General features: G+C 73.1%; 20 protein-coding genes and 1 pseudogene. 8 read left to right on the forward strand and 13 right to left on the reverse strand.

Going from position 1 to position 19,767, the window contains the following annotated elements; translation table 11 throughout:
• Nucleotides 1-3: 3 nt before the first annotated feature.
• Both ybeY and AC3EUJ_RS33065 read right to left on the reverse strand, forming a co-directional pair.
• Nucleotides 4-501, reverse strand: a complete 498-nt coding sequence (gene ybeY / locus AC3EUJ_RS33060; RefSeq protein ID WP_431967974.1) for an rRNA maturation RNase YbeY — start codon at nucleotides 499-501, stop codon at nucleotides 4-6.
• 13 nt (nucleotides 502-514) lie between these two features.
• Nucleotides 515-1,528, reverse strand: coding sequence for a PhoH family protein (locus AC3EUJ_RS33065; RefSeq protein WP_431967976.1), 1,014 nt, complete (start codon nucleotides 1,526-1,528; stop codon nucleotides 515-517).
• Nucleotides 1,529-1,664: 136 nt separating this feature from the next.
• Between AC3EUJ_RS33065 and AC3EUJ_RS33070 the strand changes: the two genes are divergently transcribed.
• Genes AC3EUJ_RS33070 through AC3EUJ_RS33080 form a run of 3 tightly spaced genes read left to right on the forward strand, consistent with a single transcriptional unit; the run spans nucleotide 1,665 to nucleotide 2,850 of the window.
• Entirely contained in the window at nucleotides 1,665-2,180 is a 516-nt protein-coding gene (locus AC3EUJ_RS33070; RefSeq protein WP_431967978.1) for a GNAT family N-acetyltransferase, read from the forward strand.
• Between the two features lie 53 nt (nucleotides 2,181-2,233).
• Complete coding sequence (locus AC3EUJ_RS33075) at nucleotides 2,234-2,461, forward strand: FitA-like ribbon-helix-helix domain-containing protein (protein ID WP_326576205.1); 228 nt, start codon at nucleotides 2,234-2,236, stop codon at nucleotides 2,459-2,461.
• The gene (locus AC3EUJ_RS33080) at nucleotides 2,458-2,850 is read left to right on the forward strand and encodes a type II toxin-antitoxin system VapC family toxin (RefSeq protein ID WP_431967980.1); all 393 of its coding nucleotides are present in this window, start codon (nucleotides 2,458-2,460) and stop codon (nucleotides 2,848-2,850) included. The genes AC3EUJ_RS33075 and AC3EUJ_RS33080 overlap by 4 nt, the downstream gene beginning before the upstream one ends.
• 19 nt (nucleotides 2,851-2,869) lie before the next feature.
• Here the strand turns inward: AC3EUJ_RS33080 and AC3EUJ_RS33085 are convergent, their stop codons facing one another.
• Nucleotides 2,870-3,967 carry a carbohydrate kinase family protein gene (locus AC3EUJ_RS33085; RefSeq protein WP_431967982.1) on the reverse strand — a complete coding sequence of 366 codons (1,098 nt, stop codon included), beginning with the start codon at nucleotides 3,965-3,967 and terminating at the stop codon, nucleotides 2,870-2,872.
• A gap of 125 nt (nucleotides 3,968-4,092) precedes the next feature.
• Between AC3EUJ_RS33085 and AC3EUJ_RS33090 the strand changes: the two genes are divergently transcribed.
• The gene (locus tag AC3EUJ_RS33090; RefSeq protein ID WP_431967984.1) at nucleotides 4,093-4,938 is read left to right on the forward strand and encodes an FHA domain-containing protein; all 846 of its coding nucleotides are present in this window, start codon (nucleotides 4,093-4,095) and stop codon (nucleotides 4,936-4,938) included.
• 269 nt (nucleotides 4,939-5,207) lie between these two features.
• The gene (locus AC3EUJ_RS33095; protein WP_431967986.1) at nucleotides 5,208-6,020 is read left to right on the forward strand and encodes an HAD family acid phosphatase; all 813 of its coding nucleotides are present in this window, start codon (nucleotides 5,208-5,210) and stop codon (nucleotides 6,018-6,020) included.
• Here AC3EUJ_RS33095 and AC3EUJ_RS33100 read toward each other — a convergent pair.
• The 8 genes from AC3EUJ_RS33100 to hrcA all read right to left on the reverse strand — a co-directional run bounded on the left by AC3EUJ_RS33100 (nucleotide 6,008) and on the right by hrcA (nucleotide 15,591).
• Nucleotides 6,008-6,523, reverse strand: a complete 516-nt coding sequence (locus AC3EUJ_RS33100; RefSeq protein ID WP_431967988.1) for a hypothetical protein — start codon at nucleotides 6,521-6,523, stop codon at nucleotides 6,008-6,010. The two genes, AC3EUJ_RS33095 and AC3EUJ_RS33100, sit on opposite strands and share 13 nt — an antisense overlap.
• Before the next feature lie 71 nt (nucleotides 6,524-6,594).
• Complete coding sequence (locus AC3EUJ_RS33105; RefSeq protein WP_431967990.1) at nucleotides 6,595-7,584, reverse strand: adenosine deaminase; 990 nt, start codon at nucleotides 7,582-7,584, stop codon at nucleotides 6,595-6,597.
• A 40-nt stretch (nucleotides 7,585-7,624) separates the two neighbouring features.
• Entirely contained in the window at nucleotides 7,625-8,539 is a 915-nt protein-coding gene (locus tag AC3EUJ_RS33110) for a ribonuclease Z (protein ID WP_431967991.1), read from the reverse strand.
• A 6-nt stretch (nucleotides 8,540-8,545) separates the two neighbouring features.
• Nucleotides 8,546-8,905 carry a histidine triad nucleotide-binding protein gene (locus AC3EUJ_RS33115; protein ID WP_431967993.1) on the reverse strand — a complete coding sequence of 120 codons (360 nt, stop codon included), beginning with the start codon at nucleotides 8,903-8,905 and terminating at the stop codon, nucleotides 8,546-8,548.
• A gap of 320 nt (nucleotides 8,906-9,225) precedes the next feature.
• Nucleotides 9,226-12,498, reverse strand: a complete 3,273-nt coding sequence (locus AC3EUJ_RS33120; RefSeq protein ID WP_431967995.1) for a S41 family peptidase — start codon at nucleotides 12,496-12,498, stop codon at nucleotides 9,226-9,228.
• Between the two features lie 86 nt (nucleotides 12,499-12,584).
• Nucleotides 12,585-13,322 carry a 16S rRNA (uracil(1498)-N(3))-methyltransferase gene (locus AC3EUJ_RS33125; protein ID WP_431967997.1) on the reverse strand — a complete coding sequence of 246 codons (738 nt, stop codon included), beginning with the start codon at nucleotides 13,320-13,322 and terminating at the stop codon, nucleotides 12,585-12,587.
• 113 nt (nucleotides 13,323-13,435) lie between these two features.
• On the reverse strand, nucleotides 13,436-14,575 hold the full coding sequence (gene dnaJ, locus AC3EUJ_RS33130; RefSeq protein ID WP_431967998.1) for a molecular chaperone DnaJ: 1,140 nt from the start codon (nucleotides 14,573-14,575) through the stop codon (nucleotides 13,436-13,438).
• Complete coding sequence (gene hrcA / locus AC3EUJ_RS33135; protein ID WP_431968000.1) at nucleotides 14,575-15,591, reverse strand: heat-inducible transcriptional repressor HrcA; 1,017 nt, start codon at nucleotides 15,589-15,591, stop codon at nucleotides 14,575-14,577. Before hrcA ends, dnaJ begins: the two co-directional genes overlap by 1 nt.
• 207 nt (nucleotides 15,592-15,798) lie before the next feature.
• Between hrcA and AC3EUJ_RS33140 the strand changes: the two genes are divergently transcribed.
• Together AC3EUJ_RS33140 and AC3EUJ_RS33145 are read left to right on the forward strand one after the other, a co-directional pair.
• The gene (locus tag AC3EUJ_RS33140) at nucleotides 15,799-16,533 is read left to right on the forward strand and encodes an MBL fold metallo-hydrolase (RefSeq protein ID WP_431968002.1); all 735 of its coding nucleotides are present in this window, start codon (nucleotides 15,799-15,801) and stop codon (nucleotides 16,531-16,533) included.
• Nucleotides 16,534-16,562: 29 nt separating this feature from the next.
• Nucleotides 16,563-17,393 carry a DUF3097 domain-containing protein gene (locus tag AC3EUJ_RS33145; RefSeq protein ID WP_431968004.1) on the forward strand — a complete coding sequence of 277 codons (831 nt, stop codon included), beginning with the start codon at nucleotides 16,563-16,565 and terminating at the stop codon, nucleotides 17,391-17,393.
• On the opposite strand, the gene AC3EUJ_RS33150 is transcribed toward AC3EUJ_RS33145, so the two are convergent.
• Together AC3EUJ_RS33150 and hemW are read right to left on the reverse strand one after the other, a co-directional pair.
• Entirely contained in the window at nucleotides 17,377-17,949 is a 573-nt protein-coding gene (locus tag AC3EUJ_RS33150; RefSeq protein WP_431968006.1) for a Uma2 family endonuclease, read from the reverse strand. The genes AC3EUJ_RS33145 and AC3EUJ_RS33150 overlap by 17 nt on opposite strands.
• A 121-nt stretch (nucleotides 17,950-18,070) precedes the next feature.
• Complete coding sequence (gene hemW, locus AC3EUJ_RS33155) at nucleotides 18,071-19,303, reverse strand: radical SAM family heme chaperone HemW (protein ID WP_431968008.1); 1,233 nt, start codon at nucleotides 19,301-19,303, stop codon at nucleotides 18,071-18,073.
• Nucleotides 19,304-19,648: 345 nt separating this feature from the next.
• On the opposite strand from hemW, the pseudogene AC3EUJ_RS33160 reads away from it, so the two are divergent.
• Nucleotides 19,649-19,767: pseudogene (locus AC3EUJ_RS33160) on the forward strand (RNA-guided endonuclease TnpB family protein); the annotation flags it as partial.

Below are 19,767 nucleotides of genomic sequence, written 5' to 3' on the forward strand. Positions count from 1 at the left end.
CGATCAGTGGGTGGTCGTCGGGGCCGGCGACGGCCCCTGGATGCCGCGCTCGGCGCGCCAGCCGTCGAGGATGGCCTTCTGCAGGCCGAACATCTCGGCCTTCTCGTCGGCCTCCTCGTGGTCGTAACCGAGCAGGTGCAACACCCCGTGGACGGTGAGCAGCTGCAGCTCCTCGTCCATGGAGTGCTTGGTCACGGCCGCGTCGCCCTGCTTCTTGGCCACCTCGGGGCAGAGCACGATGTCCCCGAGCAGGCCCTGCGGGGGCTCCTCGTCGTCCTTCCCGGGACGCAGCTCGTCCATCGGGAAGGACATGACGTCGGTGGGGCCCGGTTCGTCCATCCACTGGATGTGCAGCTGCGCCATGGCGTCGGCGTCGACCGCGATGACCGAGAGCTCGGACAGCGGGTGGATACGCATGTGCTGCAGGGCGTAGCGGCTGATGTCGAGCACCGCCGCCTCGTCGAAATCCCAGCCGGATTCGTTGTTGACGTCGATCGCCATAGTGCTTCGGTGGCTACTTTCGGTTGCCGTTGAGGTCGTCGTAGCGCTCGTAGGCGTCCACGATGCGCCCGACCAGCTTATGGCGTACGACATCCGAGCTCGTCAGACGCGAGAAGTGCACGTCCTCGACGCCCTCGAGGATGTCCACGACCTGGCGCAGCCCGCTCTTCGTGCCACCGGGGAGGTCGACCTGCGTGACGTCTCCGGTGACGACGATCTTGGAGTCGAAGCCGAGCCGGGTGAGGAACATCTTCATCTGCTCGGCGCTGGTGTTCTGCGCCTCGTCGAGGATGATGAACGCGTCGTTGAGCGTGCGGCCGCGCATGTACGCCAGAGGAGCGACCTCGATCGTGCCGCTCGCCATGAGGCGGGGGATCGAGTCGGGGTCGATCATGTCGTGCAGCGCGTCGTACAGCGGGCGCAGGTACGGGTCGATCTTCTCGTAGAGCGTGCCGGGCAGGAAGCCGAGCCGCTCGCCCGCCTCGACGGCCGGACGGGTCAGAATGATCCGGTTGACCTGCTTGGACTGCAGGGCCTGGACCGCCTTGGCCATGGCCAAGTAGGTCTTGCCGGTACCCGCCGGGCCGATGCCGAAGACGATCGTGTGCTTGTCGATCGCGTCGACGTAGCGCTTCTGGTTCAGGGTCTTGGGGCGGATGGTGCGGCCCCGGCTGGACAGGATGTTCTGGGTGAGCACCTGGGAGGGGGTCTCCTCCAGGCCGTCGCTTCCGCTGTCCTGGCGGAGCATGGCGATCGACCGCTCCACTGCGTCCTCCGTCATCGGCTGGCCTGTGCGCAGTACCAGCATCATCTCGTCGAAAAGGCGCTGGACCAGCGCGACGTCCGCGGGTTCGCCGCTCGCGCTGATCTCATTGCCTCGTACATGGATGTCGACGGCCGGGAACGCCTGCTCTATCACGCGCAGAAGCGAGTCGCCCGACCCCAGGACGGTCACCATGGGGTGCTTGGCCGGTACCACGAAGTGGGCGCTCGTCTGCGGTTGCTGCGTTGTCGGTGTCTGAGTCATGGGCCAGGCTCGACGGCCTGCTCATCCCGCCTTCTGCTGTTCGACATGCCACTGGGCTTGGGGTTCAAGGGTACGTCGGTGCCGCTGGGGTTCCGAGAGGTTTTACGCTGCGTCACGCACCGGGTAGGACTGGGGAATGGAGATCCGCACCGGAGGACCCGAGGACCTGCCCGCGACGCTCGCCCTGCTCGACGGGGCCATCGCGTGGCTGACCGCACGCGGCCGCACCGGCCAGTGGGGCACCCGCCCCTGGTCCTCCCGGCCCCCGGCGGTGGAACGTGTGACCCGGTACGCCGAGGAGTACCTGCTGCGCGCCGCCGAGACCGACGGCCGGCTGGTGGGCGTGTGCGTGCTGGCCGAGGAGAAGCCCGACTACGCCCCGCCCGTCGACGAGCCCGAGCTGTACCTGCGGCTGCTGGTCACCGACCGGTCGCTGTCCGGCAGCGGCATCGGCGCCGCCCTGGTGGAGGACGCCGTCGCCGAGACACGACGGCGCGGCATCCGGCTGCTGCGCGTCGACTGCTACGCGGGCGACGACGGCCGCCTCGTGCGGCAGTACGAGACCCTGGGCTTCACCCGCGCCCAGCCCTTCACCGTTCCCCGGGAGGAGGGCGCCCACTGGCCGGGCCGGATCCTGGAGCGCCGAGTGTGACGACGCATGCGAAACGCATGCATGCATGCGTTTCGCATGCTAGGGTGGACGACATGGCGAACATCCAGATCAAGGACGTCCCCGATGACGTGCACCGCACTCTCAAGCACCGCGCGGTCGAGGCGCACCAGTCCCTGAACGAGTACCTGCGCCAGAGGCTGATCGAACAGGCGAGAACGCCGACAGTCGACGACATACTGGCCAGCGCCCGGAAGTCGGCGACAGCCGACTACACCGTGGAGGACCTGCTGGGTCACCTCGACGAGGGGCGCCGCGGGTGATCGTCGTCGACGCGTCCGCGCTCGTCCTGGCCCTCACCCATGGCGGCCCACCGGGCGATCTCGCGCGCAAACGCCTGTCCGGCGAGATCCTGCACGCACCGGCCGTCATCGAGTTCGAGGCGGCTCATGCGATCCGTGGCCTGTCGCTCGGGGGGAAGCTGGAGCAAGCGGCGGCGGAGACGGCGATCACGCTGCTGTCCGCCCTGCCGATCCAGCGCATGCCGGGCTATGCCCTGCTCGATCGCGTCTGGGAGCTGCGCGCCAACCTCTCCGCGTACGACGCTTCCTACGTCGCCCTCGCCGAACACCTGAAGTGCGCCCTGGTCACAGGAGACGCCCGGATCGAGCGCGCCAAGGCGGCCCGCTGCCCCGTCGACGTGATCGCCTGACGCGGGTCCCGCCACGGCGTCAGCGCATCGGCGGCGGGCGGAAGCCGATCGTCGGCACGGCGCGGCGCAGGGGCCAGCGGCGGGTGCCTGTGGGCAGCAGGTCGTCCAGGAAGGCGTAGCGGCGCAGCGCGGTGCGGTCCTGGTCGTCGTAGGCCTTGGCGTGCTGCCACCAGGCCGCGATCTCGATCCAGCCGGGCGCCGACAGCGAACCGCCGAACTCCTGCACCGACAGCGCGGCCGTGAGGCACGCGAAGGCCAGCCGGTCGGCCAGAGCCCAGCCGGCCAGGGTGCCGGTCAGGAAGCCCGCGACAAAGACGTCCCCGGCGCCCGTGGGGTCCAGGGCCTCCACGGAGAGCGCCGGGACCTCGGCGGCCTGCCCGGCCGCGGAGTCCACCGCGTACGCGCCCTCGGAACCGAGCGTCACCACCGCCAGCGGCACCATTTCGGCCAGCTTGCGGGCGGCGGCCCGGGGACAGTCGGTGCGGGTGTAGCGCATGGCCTCGGCGGCGTTCGGCAGGAAGGCCTCGCAGTGCGCCAGGTCGGCGAGGTCGGCGCGGTCCCAGCGGCCGCTGTCGTCCCAGCCGACGTCGGCGAAGACCCGGCTGCCCCGTCCTGCGGCGGTGCCGATCCACTCCTGCTGCGGCACCCCGGGCACCAGGGAGGCCACACACGCCCGGCTCGGCGGCGGGCACGGCGGGGCGGGCTCCTCCGGCGGCGGGGCCTCGTGGCCGTGGCTGATCATGGTGCGCTCGCCCTCGTACGCCATGGAGACCGTGACCGGGGAGTGCCAGCCGGGGATCTTGCGGGAGAGCGCCAGCTCGATGCCCTCGCCCTCGGACAGGGAGTCCCAGCAGTAGTCGCCGTACACGTCGTCGCCGAAGGCCGCCGCGAGCGAGGTGCGCAAGCCCAGCCGGGCGAGTGCGGTCGCCATGTTGGCCACGCCTCCGGGACTCGACCCCATGCCGCGTGCCCAGGACTCGGTGCCGCGCACGGGCGCACGGTCGAGACCGGTGAAGATGATGTCCAGGAAGACCGTGCCGGTCAGGTACACATCGGTCTCCGGGTCGTCCGGCCCGCGCACCGCCGCGAGCGGATCGAGGACGGGCTGGTCTTTCACCCGGGCTCCTCCCGACCTGGTGTCGTTCCGACCGATCGTACGCGCGCCCGGGCCGTGACCAGCGTTTGTCCGCGCGGGGACGCGGACGGATGCTGAGGGAAAGCGGATGACCCCAGGGGCTGGAGATGCCCGGACACTCGGCCGCACCGCCACAACTGATCGTGACCACGGGGCCGGACGCCGGACGGACCTACCCCGTGCCGGCCGGCTACTGCGAGATCGGCAGGCTGGCCGGCAGCGGGATACGGCTCGAAGCGGAGGGCGTGAGCCGGCGGCACGCCGCGATGAACCGCGCAGGGCGTCACGTCGTGCTCAGTGACCTCGGCTCGACCAACGGCACCTACCTCAACGGGACCCTGATCGACGCGCCGCGTCCCCTGCACGACGGGGACCTGCTCCGCATCGGCCACGTCGAACTGCGGCTGTCGGTGGAGTCGGCCCGGCTGGTGCGACCGGACCCCGCGGACGACGCGGAGCCCCCGCAGGCCGGGGAGATCCCCGGGCCCTCCCCGCCGCTGACCGTCCTCCACGACCTCGCGGACACCCGGCCCCGGTCAGGGCCCGGCGGCACCCGGGGCTATCCGTCCGGGCGCGCGCAGTACCTCGCAGGCCGCCGGCGCTACGGCGGCGGGCGCGAGGCGGACCCCGGAGCCGCCGAGGAGGCCTGCGACGGGCTGCTGCGGGTGCGGGGGCCGGGGCGGGTGCTCATGGCCGCCGGGGTGATAGTGGCGCTCGCCGGGTTCGCCATCTGGGTGTCCCTGATCCTCAGCCTGCTGGGCGGCGTCGGCAGTGCGCAGGCCCCGCCGGACCCCTTCGCGGAGACCCTGTGGGGGCTGCCGAAGGCCCCGCTGGGCTTCACCGCGTTCGCGGCGGGCGCCGTGCTCTGCGCGGGCGGCGCGGCCCTGTCTAGGCACGCCCGCGGGAGGGGCGCCGCGCCGCGCCGGCGGCGTCCCGGCCGGCACCGCCCCTGACCCTCGGGCGGGCACGGGCACGGGCACGGCGGTGCGGGGCCCGGCCGCGGCGGCATACCAAAGCTTTGCCGGTCCTTTCCGCACGTGCCGACCTGGGCTGATCCTTCCCCGGACGACGATCCGGGGTCACCGCGCGTAGACAGCCCTTGACCAGCATGATCGAGACCCATAGCGTCGCCACGTCAACGAGCCCCGCAGGGCCGGGCGTTCCCCGAAAGCGCGTGGGCCGGCCGTGCGCGCGCCCCCGGCCGGATCGAAGGAGCCACCCCATGCCCGCTGCCAGACCGTCCGTGTTCACCCGCGGGCGCACCCGCACCGTGGCCGCCGCAGTCGCCGCGGTGGCGGCCGCCACCCTCTACGGCGTCGGCGCGGCGACCGCCGACACCTCCGTGCCCCGCAGCGACAAGCAGATCCCCAACCTCACCGACGTGGTCACCGACATCAAGGCGTACTACGGCGACACCGTCGACGCCTCCGGTGAGCACCAGGCCGCCGCCGACAGCAACTACGCCAAGCAGGTCGCCGGCATCGAGAAGAAGGCCCGCAGCTACCTGCGGAACGCCCTCGCGAAGTCCGCGCACCAGCGCCACGGCAGGCCGGCGATCGTCCTGGACGTCGACGACACGTCCCTGCTGACGTACAACTACGAGCTGGAGGTGGGCTTCAACTACACGCCGGCCTCCAACGACGCGTACATCCAGAACAAGGACATGGCCCCGGTCTTCGGCATGCCGCAGCTGGCCGACTGGGCCGCCGACCACGGCGTGACGGTCTTCTGGATCACCGGCCGCCCGGAGACGCAGCGCGCCGCGAGTGTCCGCAACCTCGCGGCCGCCGGCTACACCTCCACCGCCGACCCGGCCCACTTCTTCCTGAAGAACAAGGTCGCCACCGGCTACCTGCCCTGCTCCGCCCCGACGTGGACCTGCTCCACCGTCGACTACAAGGCGGGCACCCGGGCCCACATCGAGGCGCAGGGGTACGACATCATCGCCAACTTCGGCGACCAGTACAGCGACCTGAACGGCGGTCACGCCGACAAGTCGTTCAAGCTTCCCAACCCGATGTACTACGTGCCCTGACCGGCGGCGGGCCGCCAGCCCGCGGTGCCCGTCCCCCCATGCGGGGGGCGGGGGCCGCGGCGCCGCGCGCGGGCCAGCCACAGGCCCCGGCCCAGCGACCACAGCACCAGCCCGGCGACCACGGGACCGCCGAGCAGGATCGCAAGTCCCGCGCCGATGTTGGCGCCGATGACCCCGGCCGTCACCGTCCGCCAGATCGCGCCGGCCAGCATCCCGGCCGCGACCAGCGGCCCTATCACCGCCCACCACCGGCCGTCGAAGCGGTCAGGCCCGGGACGGGAGGCCCGGCCCAGCAGCAGGGCCGCCCCGGTGGCCAGCACGGCCGCGGCCGCCCCGATCGCGGTCTCCGCCCCTTCCGGGATGCCGAAGGGCCGCACCAGGTAGTCCAGTTCGGCGGGCTCGAAGCCGGCGGCGTCCTGCCGGCCCAGGAGCCCCCAGGTGGCGACGGGCGTGGTCACGATCAGCGTGACGGCCGCTGCGGGCCGCATCAGGTGCCTTCGCATGACTCCATGCTCCGCCCACGCGGCAGGGCCCGCATGAGTGCGCGTACTCAGACCGGCGCGCGCGGAGGCACTCAGAACGTGTGGGCGTCCACCTCGGCGAGATACCGGGCGCGCAGTTCCTCCTCGTCGTCGAGGAAGGCGGCCAGGAAGGAGTTGCGGGCCAGCCGCCGCAGGGCGTCCTCGTCGAGCGGGAGCGCGGCGGCCACGGCGTCGAAGGTGTCGCCGACGTAGCCTCCGAAGTAGGCGGGGTCGTCGGAGTTCACGGTGACCAGCAGCCCCGCGGCGAGCATGGCGGGCAGCGGGTGGTCGGCGAGGGTGGCCACGCAGCGCAGCCGCACATTGGACAACGGGCAGACGGTCAGTGGCACCTGGTCCCGGGCCAGCCGGGCCACCAGGTCCGGGTCCTCCATGCTGCGGATGCCGTGGTCGATCCGGTCGACGCCGAGCACGTCCAGCGCCTCCCACACGTACGCCGGCGGGCCCTCCTCGCCCGCGTGCGCGACCCGGCGCAGGCCCGCCGTGGCGGCTGCCTCGTACACGGCGCGGAACTTCGACGGCGGGTGACCGACCTCGGCGGAGTCCAGGCCGACGGCGCTGATCCGGTGCAGATGGGGCCGGGCGGCCTCGAAGGTCTCCAACGCGGACTCGGCGGACTCGTCCCGCAGGAAGCACATGATCAGCCGTGTGCTGACGCCGTGCCGTTCCCGGCTGCGGTCCAGGGCCCGCGCCAGGCCCGCCACCACCGCGCCGACCGGGACGCCGCGCGCGGTGTGCGCCTGCGGGTCGAAGAAGATCTCGGCGTGCCGCACGCCCTGCGCGGCGGCGCGAGCGAGATAGGCCTCGGCGAGGTCGGTGAAGTCCTCCTCCGTGCGGAGCACGGCCATGAGCGCGTAGTACAGGTCCAGGAAGGACCGCAGGTCGCTGAAGGAGTAGGCCTGCCGCAGCTCCTCGGCCGAGGCGTACGGCAGGTCGACCCCGTTGCGCTCGGCGAGGGCGAAGGCGAGCTCGGGTTCGAGGGTGCCTTCGATGTGCAGATGAAGTTCGGCCTTCGGGATGCTCACCTCGCAACCGTACAGGTCAGGGGCGTGCGGCCGGCTCCGGCTAGCTCGGGCGGCGCTTCGGCACGGCGACCCGGCCGAGGTCCCGCGCGACCGTCAGCTCGCCCTCGAAGCCGGCGTCCCGCGCCTGGCGCTCGAAGTCGGCCGGATCGGTGTAGCGCTGCGAGAAGTGCGTGAGCACCAGATGCCGGACGCCCGACTCGGCGGCCACCCTGGCGGCCTGACCGGCCGTCAAGTGCCCGTGCTCCTGGGCCAGCGCGGTGTCCTCGTCCAGGAAGGTCGACTCGATGACGAGCAGGTCGCAGCCGTCGGCGAGGGCGTACACCGCGTCGCAGAGCCGGGTGTCCATCACGAAGGCGAAGCGCTGCCCCGGGCGCGGCTCGCTCACCTCGGCGAGCGTCACCCCGTCGGCCTCGCCCTCGCGCTGCAGCCGGCCCACCGCCGGTCCGGTGATGCCGTGCGCCGCCAGGCGTTCCGGCAGCATGCGGCGCCCGTCCGGCTCGACCAGCCGGTAGCCGTACGCCTCCACCGGGTGCGACAGCCGGCGCGCCTCCAGCCGGAAGGCGTCGGAGTCGGCCAGCACCGCCGCCTCGCCCGCCACCGGTTCCTCGCGCAGCCGCACGGTCTCGCGGTAGGCGGTGGCGTACCGCAGCCGGTCGAAGAAGCGGCGGCCGGACTCGGGGTAGTGGGCCGTCACGGGGTGCGGCACCCGGTCGAGGTTGATCCGCTGGATCACCCCGGCCAGGCCCAGGCTGTGGTCCCCGTGGAAGTGGGTCACACACAGCCTGGTCAGGTCGTGCGCCGCCACGCCGGCCCGCAGCATCTGGCGCTGCGTGCCCTCCCCCGGGTCGAAGAGGATGCCCTCGGTGTCCCAGCGCAGGAAGTAGCCGTTGTGGTTGCGGTGCCGGGTCGGGACCTGGCTGGCCGTGCCGAGCACGACCAATTCACGTGCGGACACCGTCGGTTACCCGGGCGGCCACTCGAGGCCACGACCGCCCAGCACGTGGGCGTGCGCGTGGAAGACGGTCTGGCCCGCCCCCGCGCCGGTGTTGAAGACGACCCGGTAGCCGGTGCCGACCACCTTGTCCTCGGCGGCGACCTCACCCGCCTCCCGCAGCACGTCCGCGGCGAGCTGGGGTGCCTGGGCGGCCAGCGAGGCGGCGTCCGGGTAGTGCGCCTTGGGGATGACCAGGACGTGCGTCGGCGCCTGGGGGTTTATGTCACGGAACGCGACGGTCGTCTCGGTCTCCCGCACGACGGTCGCGGGGACGCTCCCGGCGACGATCTTGCAGAACAGGCAGTCCGCCTGCGGTTCTCCCGCCACCTGACGCCTCCGTCCAGGGGTTGATCAGTACGCCCCGCATGCTACCGGTGCCCCCACACCCTGTCGTCAAAGTGCCTCCCCAAGCCTTCGGTCCGGGGGAGTTGCCGAATCGTCCGAGCAGCCCACTACGAGGACGACTCTCCGCCTTGCGATGCACCGCACCTGCGAGCACCTCCCAGCGGAGCTCAGGGAACCGCGGCGCCCGCCCTCCGGACGGTGCCTGCGCCTCCCAGCGGAGCTGGGGGAGTTCGTTTGACGACAGGGCCTCGCGGCGGCGCGCCGTCGCGGAGCCCGGGTCGCGCCGGGCCCCGCTCCCGCCGCTACGGCAACGGGGGCGCGGTACGGGCCGGGGCGGTCTCCAGCGCCTCCAGGGCGAGGCGGACGGCCTCGTCCAGCTGTGGGTCCCGCCCGGCGGCCCAGTCCTGCGGGGTGTGGACGACCTCGACGTCCGGGTCGACGCCGTGGTTCTCCACGTCCCAGCCCACGCCCTCCAGCCACGTGGCGTACTTCGGCTGGGTGACCAGCGTCCCGTCGACCAGGTGGTAGCGGGAGTCGATACCGATGACGCCGCCCCAGGTCCTGGTCCCCACCACAGGCCCGATCCCCAGTGCCTTGATCGCCGCGTTGACGATGTCGCCGTCCGAGCCGGAGAACTCGTTGGCGACGGCCACGACGGGCCCGCGCGGCGCGTCCAGCGGGTAGCTGAAGGCGGGCAGCCCGCGCGGCACATCCCAGCCCACGATCCGCCGCGCCAGCTTCTCCACGACCAGCTGCGAGGTGTGGCCGCCGCGGTTCTCCCGCACGTCCACGACCAGTCCCTCTCGGACGACCTCCACGCGCAGGTCACGGTGGAGCTGGGCCCAGCCGGAGCCGACCATGTCGGGTACGTGCAGGTAGCCCAGCCGGCCGCCGGACAGCTCGTGCACGTACGCCCGGCGCCCGGCGACCCAGTCGTGGTAGCGCAGCGGCTCCTCGTCCGCGATGGGCACGACGACGACATGCCGCAGCGCCCCGCCGTCGGCCGGGCCGACGGTGAGCTCGACGGGCTTGCGCACGGTGCCGATCAGCAGCGGGCCGGGGCCGGTCAGCGGGTCCACGGGCCGTCCGTCCACCGCGAGGATCGCGTCGCCGGCGCGGACCGCGACACCCGGCGCGGCCAGCGGGGAGCCGGCCCGCGGGTCGGAGGTCTCGGAGGGCAGCACCCGCTCCACGCGCCACACGCCGTCCGCGTCGCGGGTGAGGTCCGCGCCGAGCAGGCCCTGACGGTGCAGCCAGTCGCCGCGGCCGCCGGACGGCATGACGTAGGCGTGCGAGGTGTTCAGCTCGCCGGCGACCTCCCAGAGCAGGTCGACGAGGTCGTCGTGGGTGGCGACCCGGTCCAGGACGGGACGGTAGCGGTCGCGCACGCCGTCCCAGTCGACGCCGCCCATGTCGGCCCGCCAGAAGTTGTCCCGCATCAGGCGGTGCGACTCGTCGTACATCTGGCGCCACTCCGCCTGCGGGTCGACGGTGACGCGGATCCGGGAGAGGTCGACGGTGACGTTGCTGTCGGTCTCGTCGTCGGACGGGGCCGACTTGTGGTCGGCCGCGGCCACCCGCAGCCGGTGACCGGAGGTCACCAGCACCTTGTTGCCGTCACCGGTGACCGCGTAGTCGTCGGCGTCGTCGGCGATGTCCTCCACGCGCAGCTGCTTGAGGTCGTACCGCTCCAGCGCGGTGGACGGCGGCTCCGCCTCGGGCGAGGCCAGGCTCGCGCCCAGGACCCCGCGCACGGGGTGCCGCAGCCACAGGACGCCGTCCTTGGCCGCGCGCAGCGTGGAGTAGCGGGCCGCCTCCACCGGGAAGGGCACGATGCGGTCGGCCAGGCCCTCGGTGTCCACCTTGGTGACGGGGGTACGGGGCCGGTCCTCGCCGTCCTCCTTGCGTGAGTCCTTCTTGCCCTCGTCCTGGCCTCGGTCGTCGCCGTCCCTGTCCTCGGCGGAGGAGTCGACCGGCCGCCCGTGGCGCTGCGGGCCGAAGGGCGAGGGCGTGGTGGCGGCGAGCGTGATCAGGTGGGGGCGGCAGGCGCCGAGGAAGGCCATGTCGAAGACGTGGTCGTCGTAGACGGGGTCGAAGGAGCGCTCGGACAGGAACGCCAGGTGCTTGCCGTCGGCGGTGAAGGCGGGCGAGAAGTCCCGGAAGCGCAGCGGCGTCGCGTCGACGACGGTGAGGTCGGCGGTCGAGGCCAGCTTGAGCTGGCGCAGCGGGTCGGGCCCGGCGTGCGACCAGGCGAGCCAGGCCGAGTCAGGCGAGAAGGCCAGGCCGGTGGCGTGGCCGTGCTCGCCCTCCACGACGGTGCGCACCTCGCCGGTCTGGGCCTCGACGAGCAGCACCCGGCCGTCGTGCGAGGCGACGGCGATCCGGTGGCCGTCCGGCGAGACGGTCATGGCCAGGACCCTGCCGAGCCGCCCCGCGGCCAGCCGGCGGGGCGCGGCCGGGCCGGTGCCCGCCGCGGGGGCGATCTCCAGCGCGTCCTCGCCCTCGGCGTCGGTGACCCAGACGACCTGCTGGTCGCCCTCGCCGCCGAACACCCGCGGCAGCCGCGTTCGCACCCCCGGTTCGGCGGACAACGCCCGTGCCGGGCCACCGCGGTGGGTGACCCAGTGCGTGGTGCCGCGGATCTCCACCGCGCTGCCGCGGCCGGTGTGGTCCGGCCGGGCGTCGCCGAGGTGGTGGGCCGCGTGCACCGGGTGCGGCTGCAGGTCGACGCGCTGGCCGCCGAGGCGTACCTCGACCGGGCGGGCCTGGGCGCCGTCGAGGTCGTCCAGCAGGAACAGCCGTCCGGTGCTGGTGTAGACGACGCGGGTGCCGTCCGTGGCGGCGTGCCGCGCGTAGAAGCCGCCGTCCTCCACGGCGGTGTGGCGCCGCAGGTCGCTGCCGTCGGGGAGGCTGGAGTAGACCGCGCCGACGCCCTCGTGGTCGGAGAGGAAGGCGAGCCTGCCCCCTGCCCACATCGGGCACTCCAGGTTGCCGTCCAGGTCGGCGTGGATCCGCTCGAACTCACCGTCCCCGGTGCGGTCGATCCACAACTTGCCCGCGGTGCCGCCCCGGTAGCGCTTCCAGGCCGCCGCCTCGCGGCCCATCGTGGCCGACAGCAGCAGCACGGCACCGTCCGGCCCGTAGGCGACGTCCCCGACCGGTCCGTACGGCAGCGTCGCGGCGGGACCGCCGTCGACCGGGATCGCCCGCGCCCAGCTGCGGCGCAGCGACGCCTGCCCGTACGTGCTGATGGCCAGCACGTCGCCACCGGGCGTCCAGCCCCGCACGGAGGTGCGACTGCCCCAGTACGTCAGCCTTCTCGACGGCCCGCCGTCGGTGGCCGCGACGTGCACCTCTGGTGCGCCGTCCCGCGTGGAGGTCCACGCGATGAACGTCCCGTCGGGCGAGAAGCGCGGATGGCCGACCGGCATGTTGTCCGCGCTGACCCGCCAAGCCCGCCCGCCGCCGTCCAGCGGGGCGGCCCAGACGTCGTCCTCGGCGGTGAAGGTGATCAGGTCACCGTGCAGATGCGGGAAGCGGAGGTACGCGGGGTGCGAAGGCTGCGGCTGCGTCACGTGGTCACATTAACCACCCGGCGCCCTGCTGGTCAGGGGTTTTCGATCTCATTGCCCGCCGGGGGGCTTCATGCCTGGTGGGCGCGTCAGCCCCAGCGTCCGGTGCGGCCGAGCAGGAGGGCGGTGGCGGCGACCCCGGCGGTGGAGGTGCGCAGGACACTGGCGCCGAGACGGTACGGCTTGGCACCGGCGGCGGCGAAGGCGTCGAGCTCCTCCGGGGAGACCCCGCCCTCGGGGCCGACGACGAGGACGATGTCGCCCTCGGGTGGCAGCGGGACGCCGGCGAGCGGCTCGGAGCCCTCCTCGTGGAGGACGGCGGCGAACGCGGCACCGGACAGCAGCCCGGCGAGCTGACGGGTCGTCATCGGCTCGGTGACCTCGGGGAACCGCAGGCGCCGGGCCTGCTTGGCGGCCTCACGGGCGGTGGAACGCCACTTGGCCAGGGACTTGGCGCCGCGCTCGCCCTTCCACTGGGTGATGCAGCGCGCGGCGGCCCACGGCACGACCGCGTCGACACCGACCTCGGTCATGGTCTCGACGGCGAGTTCCCCGCGGTCGCCCTTGGGCAGCGCCTGGACGACGGTGATCCGCGGCCGGGGCTCGGCCTCCTCGCGGACGTCGGTGACGGCGACCTCGAGCGTGTCCTTGCCGTCGAGGGCAGCCACCGTGCCGTACGCGCCGCGTCCCAGGCCGTCGGTGAGCACGATCTCCTCGCCGACGCGCAGCCGGCGCACGGAGACCGCGTGCCGTCCCTCGGGGCCGGAGAGCGTGATGCGGTCCGGACCCAGCGCGCCGGGTTCGACGACGAAGACGGGTGCGGTCACGGCGCGGTCCTCGGGGAGCGGTGGGTCAGGGCGGCCATGCGCCCATCGTTTCACGGCGCGCGACGGCCCGCGGTCCAGGGTGTGCCCACCCCCGGCCGCGGGCCCATGGGCGACTAGCGCCCGTTGAACGCGTCCTTCAGACGGGAGAACAGCCCCTGCTGGCCCGGCTGGAACTGCCCCATCGGCCGCTCCTCGCCGCGCAGCTTCGCCAGGCGGCGCAGCAGCTCCTCCTGTTCCGGGTCGAGCTTGCCCGGGGTCTGGACCTCGACGTGCACGATGAGGTCGCCCCGGCCGCCGCCCCGCAGGTGCGTGATGCCGCGCTGGTGGAGCGGGATCGACTGGCCGGACTGCGTGCCGGGCCGGATGTCGATCTCCTCCAGCCCGTCCAGGGTCTCCAGCGGGACCTTGGTGCCCAGCGCCGCCGCCGTCATCGGGATGGTGACGGTGCAGTGCAGGTCGTCGCCACGCCGTTGGAAGACCGCGTGCGGCAGCTCGCGGATCTCGACGTAGAGGTCGCCGGCGGGGCCGCCGCCGGGGCCGACCTCGCCCTCGCCCGCGAGCTGGATGCGGGTGCCGTTGTCGACACCGGCCGGGATCTTGACCGTGAGCGTGCGCCGCGACCGGATCCGGCCGTCGCCCGCGCACTCCGGGCACGGGTTGGGGACGACGGTGCCGAAGCCCTGGCACTGGGGGCAGGGCCGCGAGGTCATGACCTGGCCGAGGAAGGACCGCGTGACCTGCGAGACCTCACCGCGGCCGCGGCACATGTCACAGGTCTGCGCGGTCGTGCCCGGGGCGGCGCCCTCGCCGTGGCAGGTGTTGCAGACCACGGCCGTGTCGACCTGGATGTCCTTGGTCGTGCCGAAGGCCGCCTCGTCCAGCTCGATCTCCAGGCGGATCATCGCGTCCTGGCCGCGCCGGGTGCGCGAGCGCGGACCGCGCTGGGACGCGGTGCCGAAGAAGGCGTCCATGATGTCGCTGAAGTTGCCGAATCCCGCGCCGAAGCCCGCGCCCGCGCCCGCACCGCCGCCGTTGGCGGACAGCGGGTCGCCGCCGAGGTCGTAGACCTGCTTCTTCTGCGGGTCCGACAGCACCTCGTAAGCGGCGTTGATCTCCTTGAACCGCTCCTGGGTCTTCGGGTCGGGATTGACGTCCGGGTGCAGCTCTCGCGCAAGACGGCGGAAGGCCTTCTTGATCTCGTCCGGGCTTGCGTCGCGGCGCACGCCGAGCACGGCGTAATAGTCCGTGGCCACTACGACTCCGCCAGGATCTGTCCGACGTAACGTGCCACTGCGCGTACCGCTCCCATCGTTCCGGGGTAATCCATGCGGGTCGGTCCGACCACGCCGAGTTTCGCCACCGCCTCGTCGCCCGAACCGTAGCCGACGGAGACGACGGATGTGGAGTTCAGGCCCTCGTGGAAGTTCTCGTGACCGATTCTCACCGTCACACCCGAGTCCTTGGCCTCGCCCAGCAGCTTGAGGAGCACCACCTGCTCCTCGAGCGCCTCCAGTACCGGGCGGATCGTCAGCGGGAAGTCGTGCCCGAAGCGGGTCAGGTTGGCCGTGCCGCCGAGCATGATCCGCTCCTCCGTCTCCTCGACCAGGGTCTCCAGCAGTGTGGCGAGGACCACCTGGACGGACGGCCGGTCGTCGGGCTCGAAGCCCTCGGGGAGTTCCTGCACCAGCGGCGGGACGTCGCTGAACCGGCGCCCCACCACCCGGCTGTTCAGCCGGGCGCGCAGGTCGGCCAGCACGGTCTCGCCGACCGGTGCGGGGGCGTCGACCAGCCGCTGCTCCACCCGTCCGGTGTCCGTGATCAGCACCAGCATGATCCGGGCCGGGGCGAGCGCGAGCAGCTCCACGTGGCGCACGGTGGAGCGGGTGAGCGACGGGTACTGGACGATCGCGACCTGCCGGGTCAGCTGCGCCAGCAGCCGCACCGTACGGGCCACCACGTCGTCGAGGTCGACGGCACCGTCCAGGAAGTTCTGGATGGCCCGGCGCTCCGCGCCGGACAGCGGCTTGACGCTGGTGAGCCGGTCGACGAAGAGCCGGTAGCCCTTGTCGGTCGGCACGCGGCCGGCGCTGGTGTGGGGCTGCTGGATGTAGCCCTCCTCCTCCAGCACGGCCATGTCGTTGCGGACGGTGGCCGGGGACACGCCCAGGGCGTGCCGCTCGGTCAGCGCCTTCGAGCCGACCGGCTCCTCGGTGCCCACGTAGTCCTGGACGATGGCACGCAGCACTTCCAGCCGTCGTTCGCTGAGCATCGCGCACCTCCAGTCGCTCGGTCACCGTGCGGGTCGTGTCGCCCCCTGCCCTGGCACTCCGCTTCCCTGAGTGCCAGTTTTCCCCAAGTCAGTGTACGGCGGGGTGGCAAGACCTCGGCAAGGGCCGTCCACGGGTCAGGCCCCCGGGGCGTCCTTGACCGGCCACCGTAGCGGGCGCGGGGCGCGTCGCGGCGATACCGTCGCGTTGTGGAGACCACACCGACCACGCCGGGGTCCACCGGCGGCTGGGAGCAGCTCGCGCCGGGGGTCGCCCGGCGGCGGCTGCCCTTCCTCGACGTGACCGTCGGCGTCGTCGTCGGCGACGAGGGCGTGCTGCTGGTCGACACGGGCTCCTCGGTCGAAGAGGGCGCGGGACTGGGCCGGGAGGTCCGCGAACTGACCGGCCGGGACGTGACGCACGTCGCACTCACCCACGGCCACTTCGACCACGTCTTCGGCACCGCCGCCTTCGAGGGCGTCCAGGTGTTCGGGGAGATGACCCTCGACGCCTACCTCGACCGCGAACGCTTCTCCCTGGGCCTGGACGCGGTCAAGCACGGCGCCGGCGAAGCCGAGTCCGCCCGGGCGGCGGGCGCCCTCGTGCGCCCCGGTCACCTCGTGGACGGCTCCTGCGAGCTCGACCTCGGCGGCGACCGCCAGGTCCTGCTGGTCCACCCGGGTGAGGGGCACACCACGCACGACCTGGTGGTGATCGTGCCGGGCACGCCGGCCGTGGTCTTCTGCGGCGACCTCGTCGAGGAGTCCGGCGAGCCCCAGGCCGGGCCCGACGCCGCCCCGCGGGCCTGGCCCGCCACCCTGGACCGGCTGCTGCGGCTGGGCGGCGAGACCGCGCTGTACGTGCCCGGCCACGGCGCCGTCGTCGACGCCCGCTTCGTCCGCGCCCAACGGGACGCGCTGGCCGCCCGCTTCGGATCGGCCTGAGCGGCGCCCGCGCGGATACGATCCCTGGCATGCGCAGCCGCAGCTACGACCCCGACCTCACTCCACCGTGGAAACGGCCCGCCACGCCCGCACCCGAGGTCGAGGCCGGGCGGGGCCTGGTGGTGGAGGAGGTGTCCACCGGCTTCTGCGGCGCCGTCGTCCGCTGCGAGAAGACCGCCGAGGGCCCCACGGTCACCCTGGAGGACCGCTTCGGCAAGCACCGCGTGTTCCCGCTGACACCCCGCGGCTTCCTCCTGGAGGGCCGCGTGGTCACCCTGGTGCGCCCCTCCGCCGCCGCCCCCGCGGCAGGCCCCAGGCTGACCGCCTCCGGCTCCATCGCCGTCCCCGGCGCCAGGGCCCGGGTCGCCCGCGCCGGCCGGATCTACGTCGAGGGCCGCCATGACGCGGAGCTGGTCGAACGCGTCTGGGGAGACGACCTGCGCGTCGAGGGCGTCGTCGTCGAGTACCTGGAGGGCGTGCACGACCTCCCCGCGATCGCCGCCTCCTTCGCCCCCGGCCCGGACGCCCGCCTCGGCGTCCTCGTCGACCACCTCGTCCCCGGCAGCAAGGAGTCGCGCATCGCCGCGGAGGTCACCGGCGAGCACGTCCTGGTCGTCGGCCACCCCTACATCGACGTCTGGGAGGCCGTGAAGCCCTCCTCCCTCGGCATCCCCGCCTGGCCGGCCGTCCCCCGCGGCCAGGACTGGAAGACCGGCGTCTGCCGCGCCCTGGGCTGGCCGGAGAACACCGGCGCCGCCTGGCAGCGCATCCTGGGCGCGGTCCGGTCCTACAAGGACCTGCAGCCGGAACTGCTGGGGCGGGTGGAGGAGCTGATCGACTTCGTCACGGCTCCGGAGTGAGCCCCGGCAGGACCCCGAACTCCGACGTGTCCAGGGCGACGTCCACCACGGGCAACCGCACCGTCTCGCCGAACTTCCAGGTCCGCTCGGCCCGGTAGTCGGCCTGATCACCCGTGCCGGCGGGCTCGGTGAGGACGACGCACTTGGCGGCCAGGGGGTCGACGATCACGTAGACGGGCACTTTCCCGGCGGCATACATCGACCGCTTGACGACGTGGTCCCTGTGGGCGCTGGTCCTGGAGACGACCTCGGCGACCAGTGTGACCGCCTCCGACGGCAGGAGGCGCCCCGATGCGGGCCCCGCACCGCGCTCGAGGATCACGAGGTCCGGCTGGGGTTCGCTCGCCTCCTCCGCAATCGCGATGTCCTGCGTCTGCAAGCGCCTCCAGCGCGTGCGGGGGAACTGGTCGATCACCGCGTCGATGATGTCGTTGTGGACCAGGTCGGGCCCGGCCGTCATCACGATTTCCCCCCTGAGGAGCTCGACCTTGACCCCCTCGGGAGCCTGGATGTTCTCGAAGAAGTCAGTCATTCGGCGATCATCCACAGCGGTCATCCTCGTGGCCCTCCGCTTCCCGCCGCCGCATACACGGAGGCAGCTTACGAACAGCGTAGGGAGGCACTGCCGGTACGCGTAGTGCCTCACTCCGGCGAGTGATCGGCCCGGCCGGGGGGCTTCAGTCGACCAGGTCCCTGACCACCGCGTCCGCCAGCAGGCGGCCGCGGAGGGTGAGAACGGCGCGGCCATCGGCGTAAGGACCGGGCTCCAGGAGGCCGTCCCTTACAGCGCGCTCCGCGGCCGCTGCGCCCGCCGGGGCGAGGATGCCGAGCGGGCAGCCGTCGGAGAGCCGCAGCTCCAGCAGGATCCGCTCCACACGGCGGTCCTCCGCCGCCAGCACCTCGCGGCCCGCGCCGGGGCTGCGTCCCTCCGCGAGCGCGGCCGCGTATGCCGCCGGGTGCTTCACGTTCCACCAGCGCACCCCGCCGACGTGGCTGTGCGCGCCCGGCCCGGCGCCCCACCAGTCCGCGCCCGTCCAGTACAGCTCGTTGTGGCGGCACCGGGCCGCGTCCGAGGTCGCCCAGTTCGACACCTCGTACCAGTCGTAACCGGCCGCCGCCAGGCGCTCCTCCGCGATCAGGTAGCGGTCCGCGTGCACGTCGTCGTCCGTCATCGGCACCTCGCCGCGCCGGATCCTGCGGGCCAGCTGCGTGCCCTCCTCCACGATCAGCGCGTACGCCGACACATGGTCCGGCCCCGCGCCGATCGCGGCGTCCAGCGACGCCCGCCAGTCGTCGTCCGACTCCCCCGGCGTCCCGTAGATCAGGTCCAGGTTGACGTGATCGAATCCCGCCGCGCGCGCCTCCGCCACGCACGCCTCCGGACGGCCCGGCGTGTGCCGCCGGTCCAGCACCTGCAGCACGTGCGGGCGGGCGCTCTGCATCCCGAACGAGATCCGGTTGTACCCCCCGGCCCGCAGTTCACCCAGGTACTCGGGGTCGACCGACTCCGGGTTCGCCTCGGTGGTGACCTCCGCGCCCTCCGCCAGGCCGAACTCGTCCCGGATCGCACCCAGCATGCGCGCCAGGTCCGCGGCCGGGAGCAGGGTGGGGGTTCCGCCGCCCACGAACACGGTCTCGACGCGGCGGGGGTCGTCGCCCAGCACCTTTCGGGCCAGCCGGATCTCGCCGACCAGTGTGTCCGCGTAGTTCTCCCGGGAGGCGAGCACGCCGCCGGTGCCGCGCAGCTCGGCGGCGGTGTAGGTGTTGAAGTCGCAGTAGCCGCAGCGGGTGGCGCAGTACGGGACGTGCAGGTAGAACCCCAGCGGGCGGGAGTCCGCGCCGCGCAGCGCGGTGGGCGGGAGCGCGCCGTCCTCCGGCATGGGCTCACCGTCGGGCAGTACGGATGGCATGCGTCCCATTGTCCGCCATCCCCGCGGGGGGCTGCGCCGCTGCCGGGGGTCGCCCCTCGCGGCCGGTGGTTGTGTGCGGGTCGTTTGCGCCTGCGGTGGGCACCCCCCGCCCTTCCGCCCGATTGCCCCGGACGGTCGGTGCGGGCCTACGCGCGGTTCGTGGGTGGGCCGGGGTCGGGGCCTCCGGGGCTGGGCATTCCGGACCGCATATTCGTGCATGGCGGGCGGTCCGGATCGGTGCCGTCTGTGCCGCACAACACATACACGTCAGCGCCCAGAACGCCCACCCTGCCCCGGCCTTCGGCCGGGGGTGCCCCCCAACGACCCCGCCCCCTCCGTATCGGGCGTAAGCCCGCACGCGGGCAGGGCGCGTCCAGGGGCTACCGCACGGCGCGGGCGCAGACGGCGAAGCTGCACAAGAAGGTGGCGCGGCAGCGGCAGGACACCGCCCGCAAGTGGGCCAA

Source organism: Actinacidiphila sp. bgisy160, from assembly GCF_057707815.1.

Bases quoted from the DNA above. Each gene is read 5' to 3' on its own strand.
- AC3EUJ_RS33090 (WP_431967984.1), top strand. From the start codon at position 4,093: ATGCCCGGACACTCGGCCGCACCGCCACAACTGATCGTGACCACGGGG.
- ybeY (WP_431967974.1), bottom strand. From the start codon at position 501: ATGGCGATCGACGTCAACAACGAATCCGGCTGGGATTTCGACGAGGCG.
- hemW (WP_431968008.1), bottom strand. From the start codon at position 19,303: ATGCCATCCGTACTGCCCGACGGTGAGCCCATGCCGGAGGACGGCGCG.
- AC3EUJ_RS33095 (WP_431967986.1), top strand. From the start codon at position 5,208: ATGCCCGCTGCCAGACCGTCCGTGTTCACCCGCGGGCGCACCCGCACC.
- AC3EUJ_RS33065 (WP_431967976.1), bottom strand. From the start codon at position 1,528: ATGACTCAGACACCGACAACGCAGCAACCGCAGACGAGCGCCCACTTC.
- AC3EUJ_RS33075 (WP_326576205.1), top strand. From the start codon at position 2,234: ATGGCGAACATCCAGATCAAGGACGTCCCCGATGACGTGCACCGCACT.
- hrcA (WP_431968000.1), bottom strand. From the start codon at position 15,591: ATGCTCAGCGAACGACGGCTGGAAGTGCTGCGTGCCATCGTCCAGGAC.
- AC3EUJ_RS33070 (WP_431967978.1), top strand. From the start codon at position 1,665: ATGGAGATCCGCACCGGAGGACCCGAGGACCTGCCCGCGACGCTCGCC.
- AC3EUJ_RS33150 (WP_431968006.1), bottom strand. From the start codon at position 17,949: ATGACCGCTGTGGATGATCGCCGAATGACTGACTTCTTCGAGAACATC.
- AC3EUJ_RS33100 (WP_431967988.1), bottom strand. From the start codon at position 6,523: ATGCGAAGGCACCTGATGCGGCCCGCAGCGGCCGTCACGCTGATCGTG.
- AC3EUJ_RS33145 (WP_431968004.1), top strand. From the start codon at position 16,563: ATGCGCAGCCGCAGCTACGACCCCGACCTCACTCCACCGTGGAAACGG.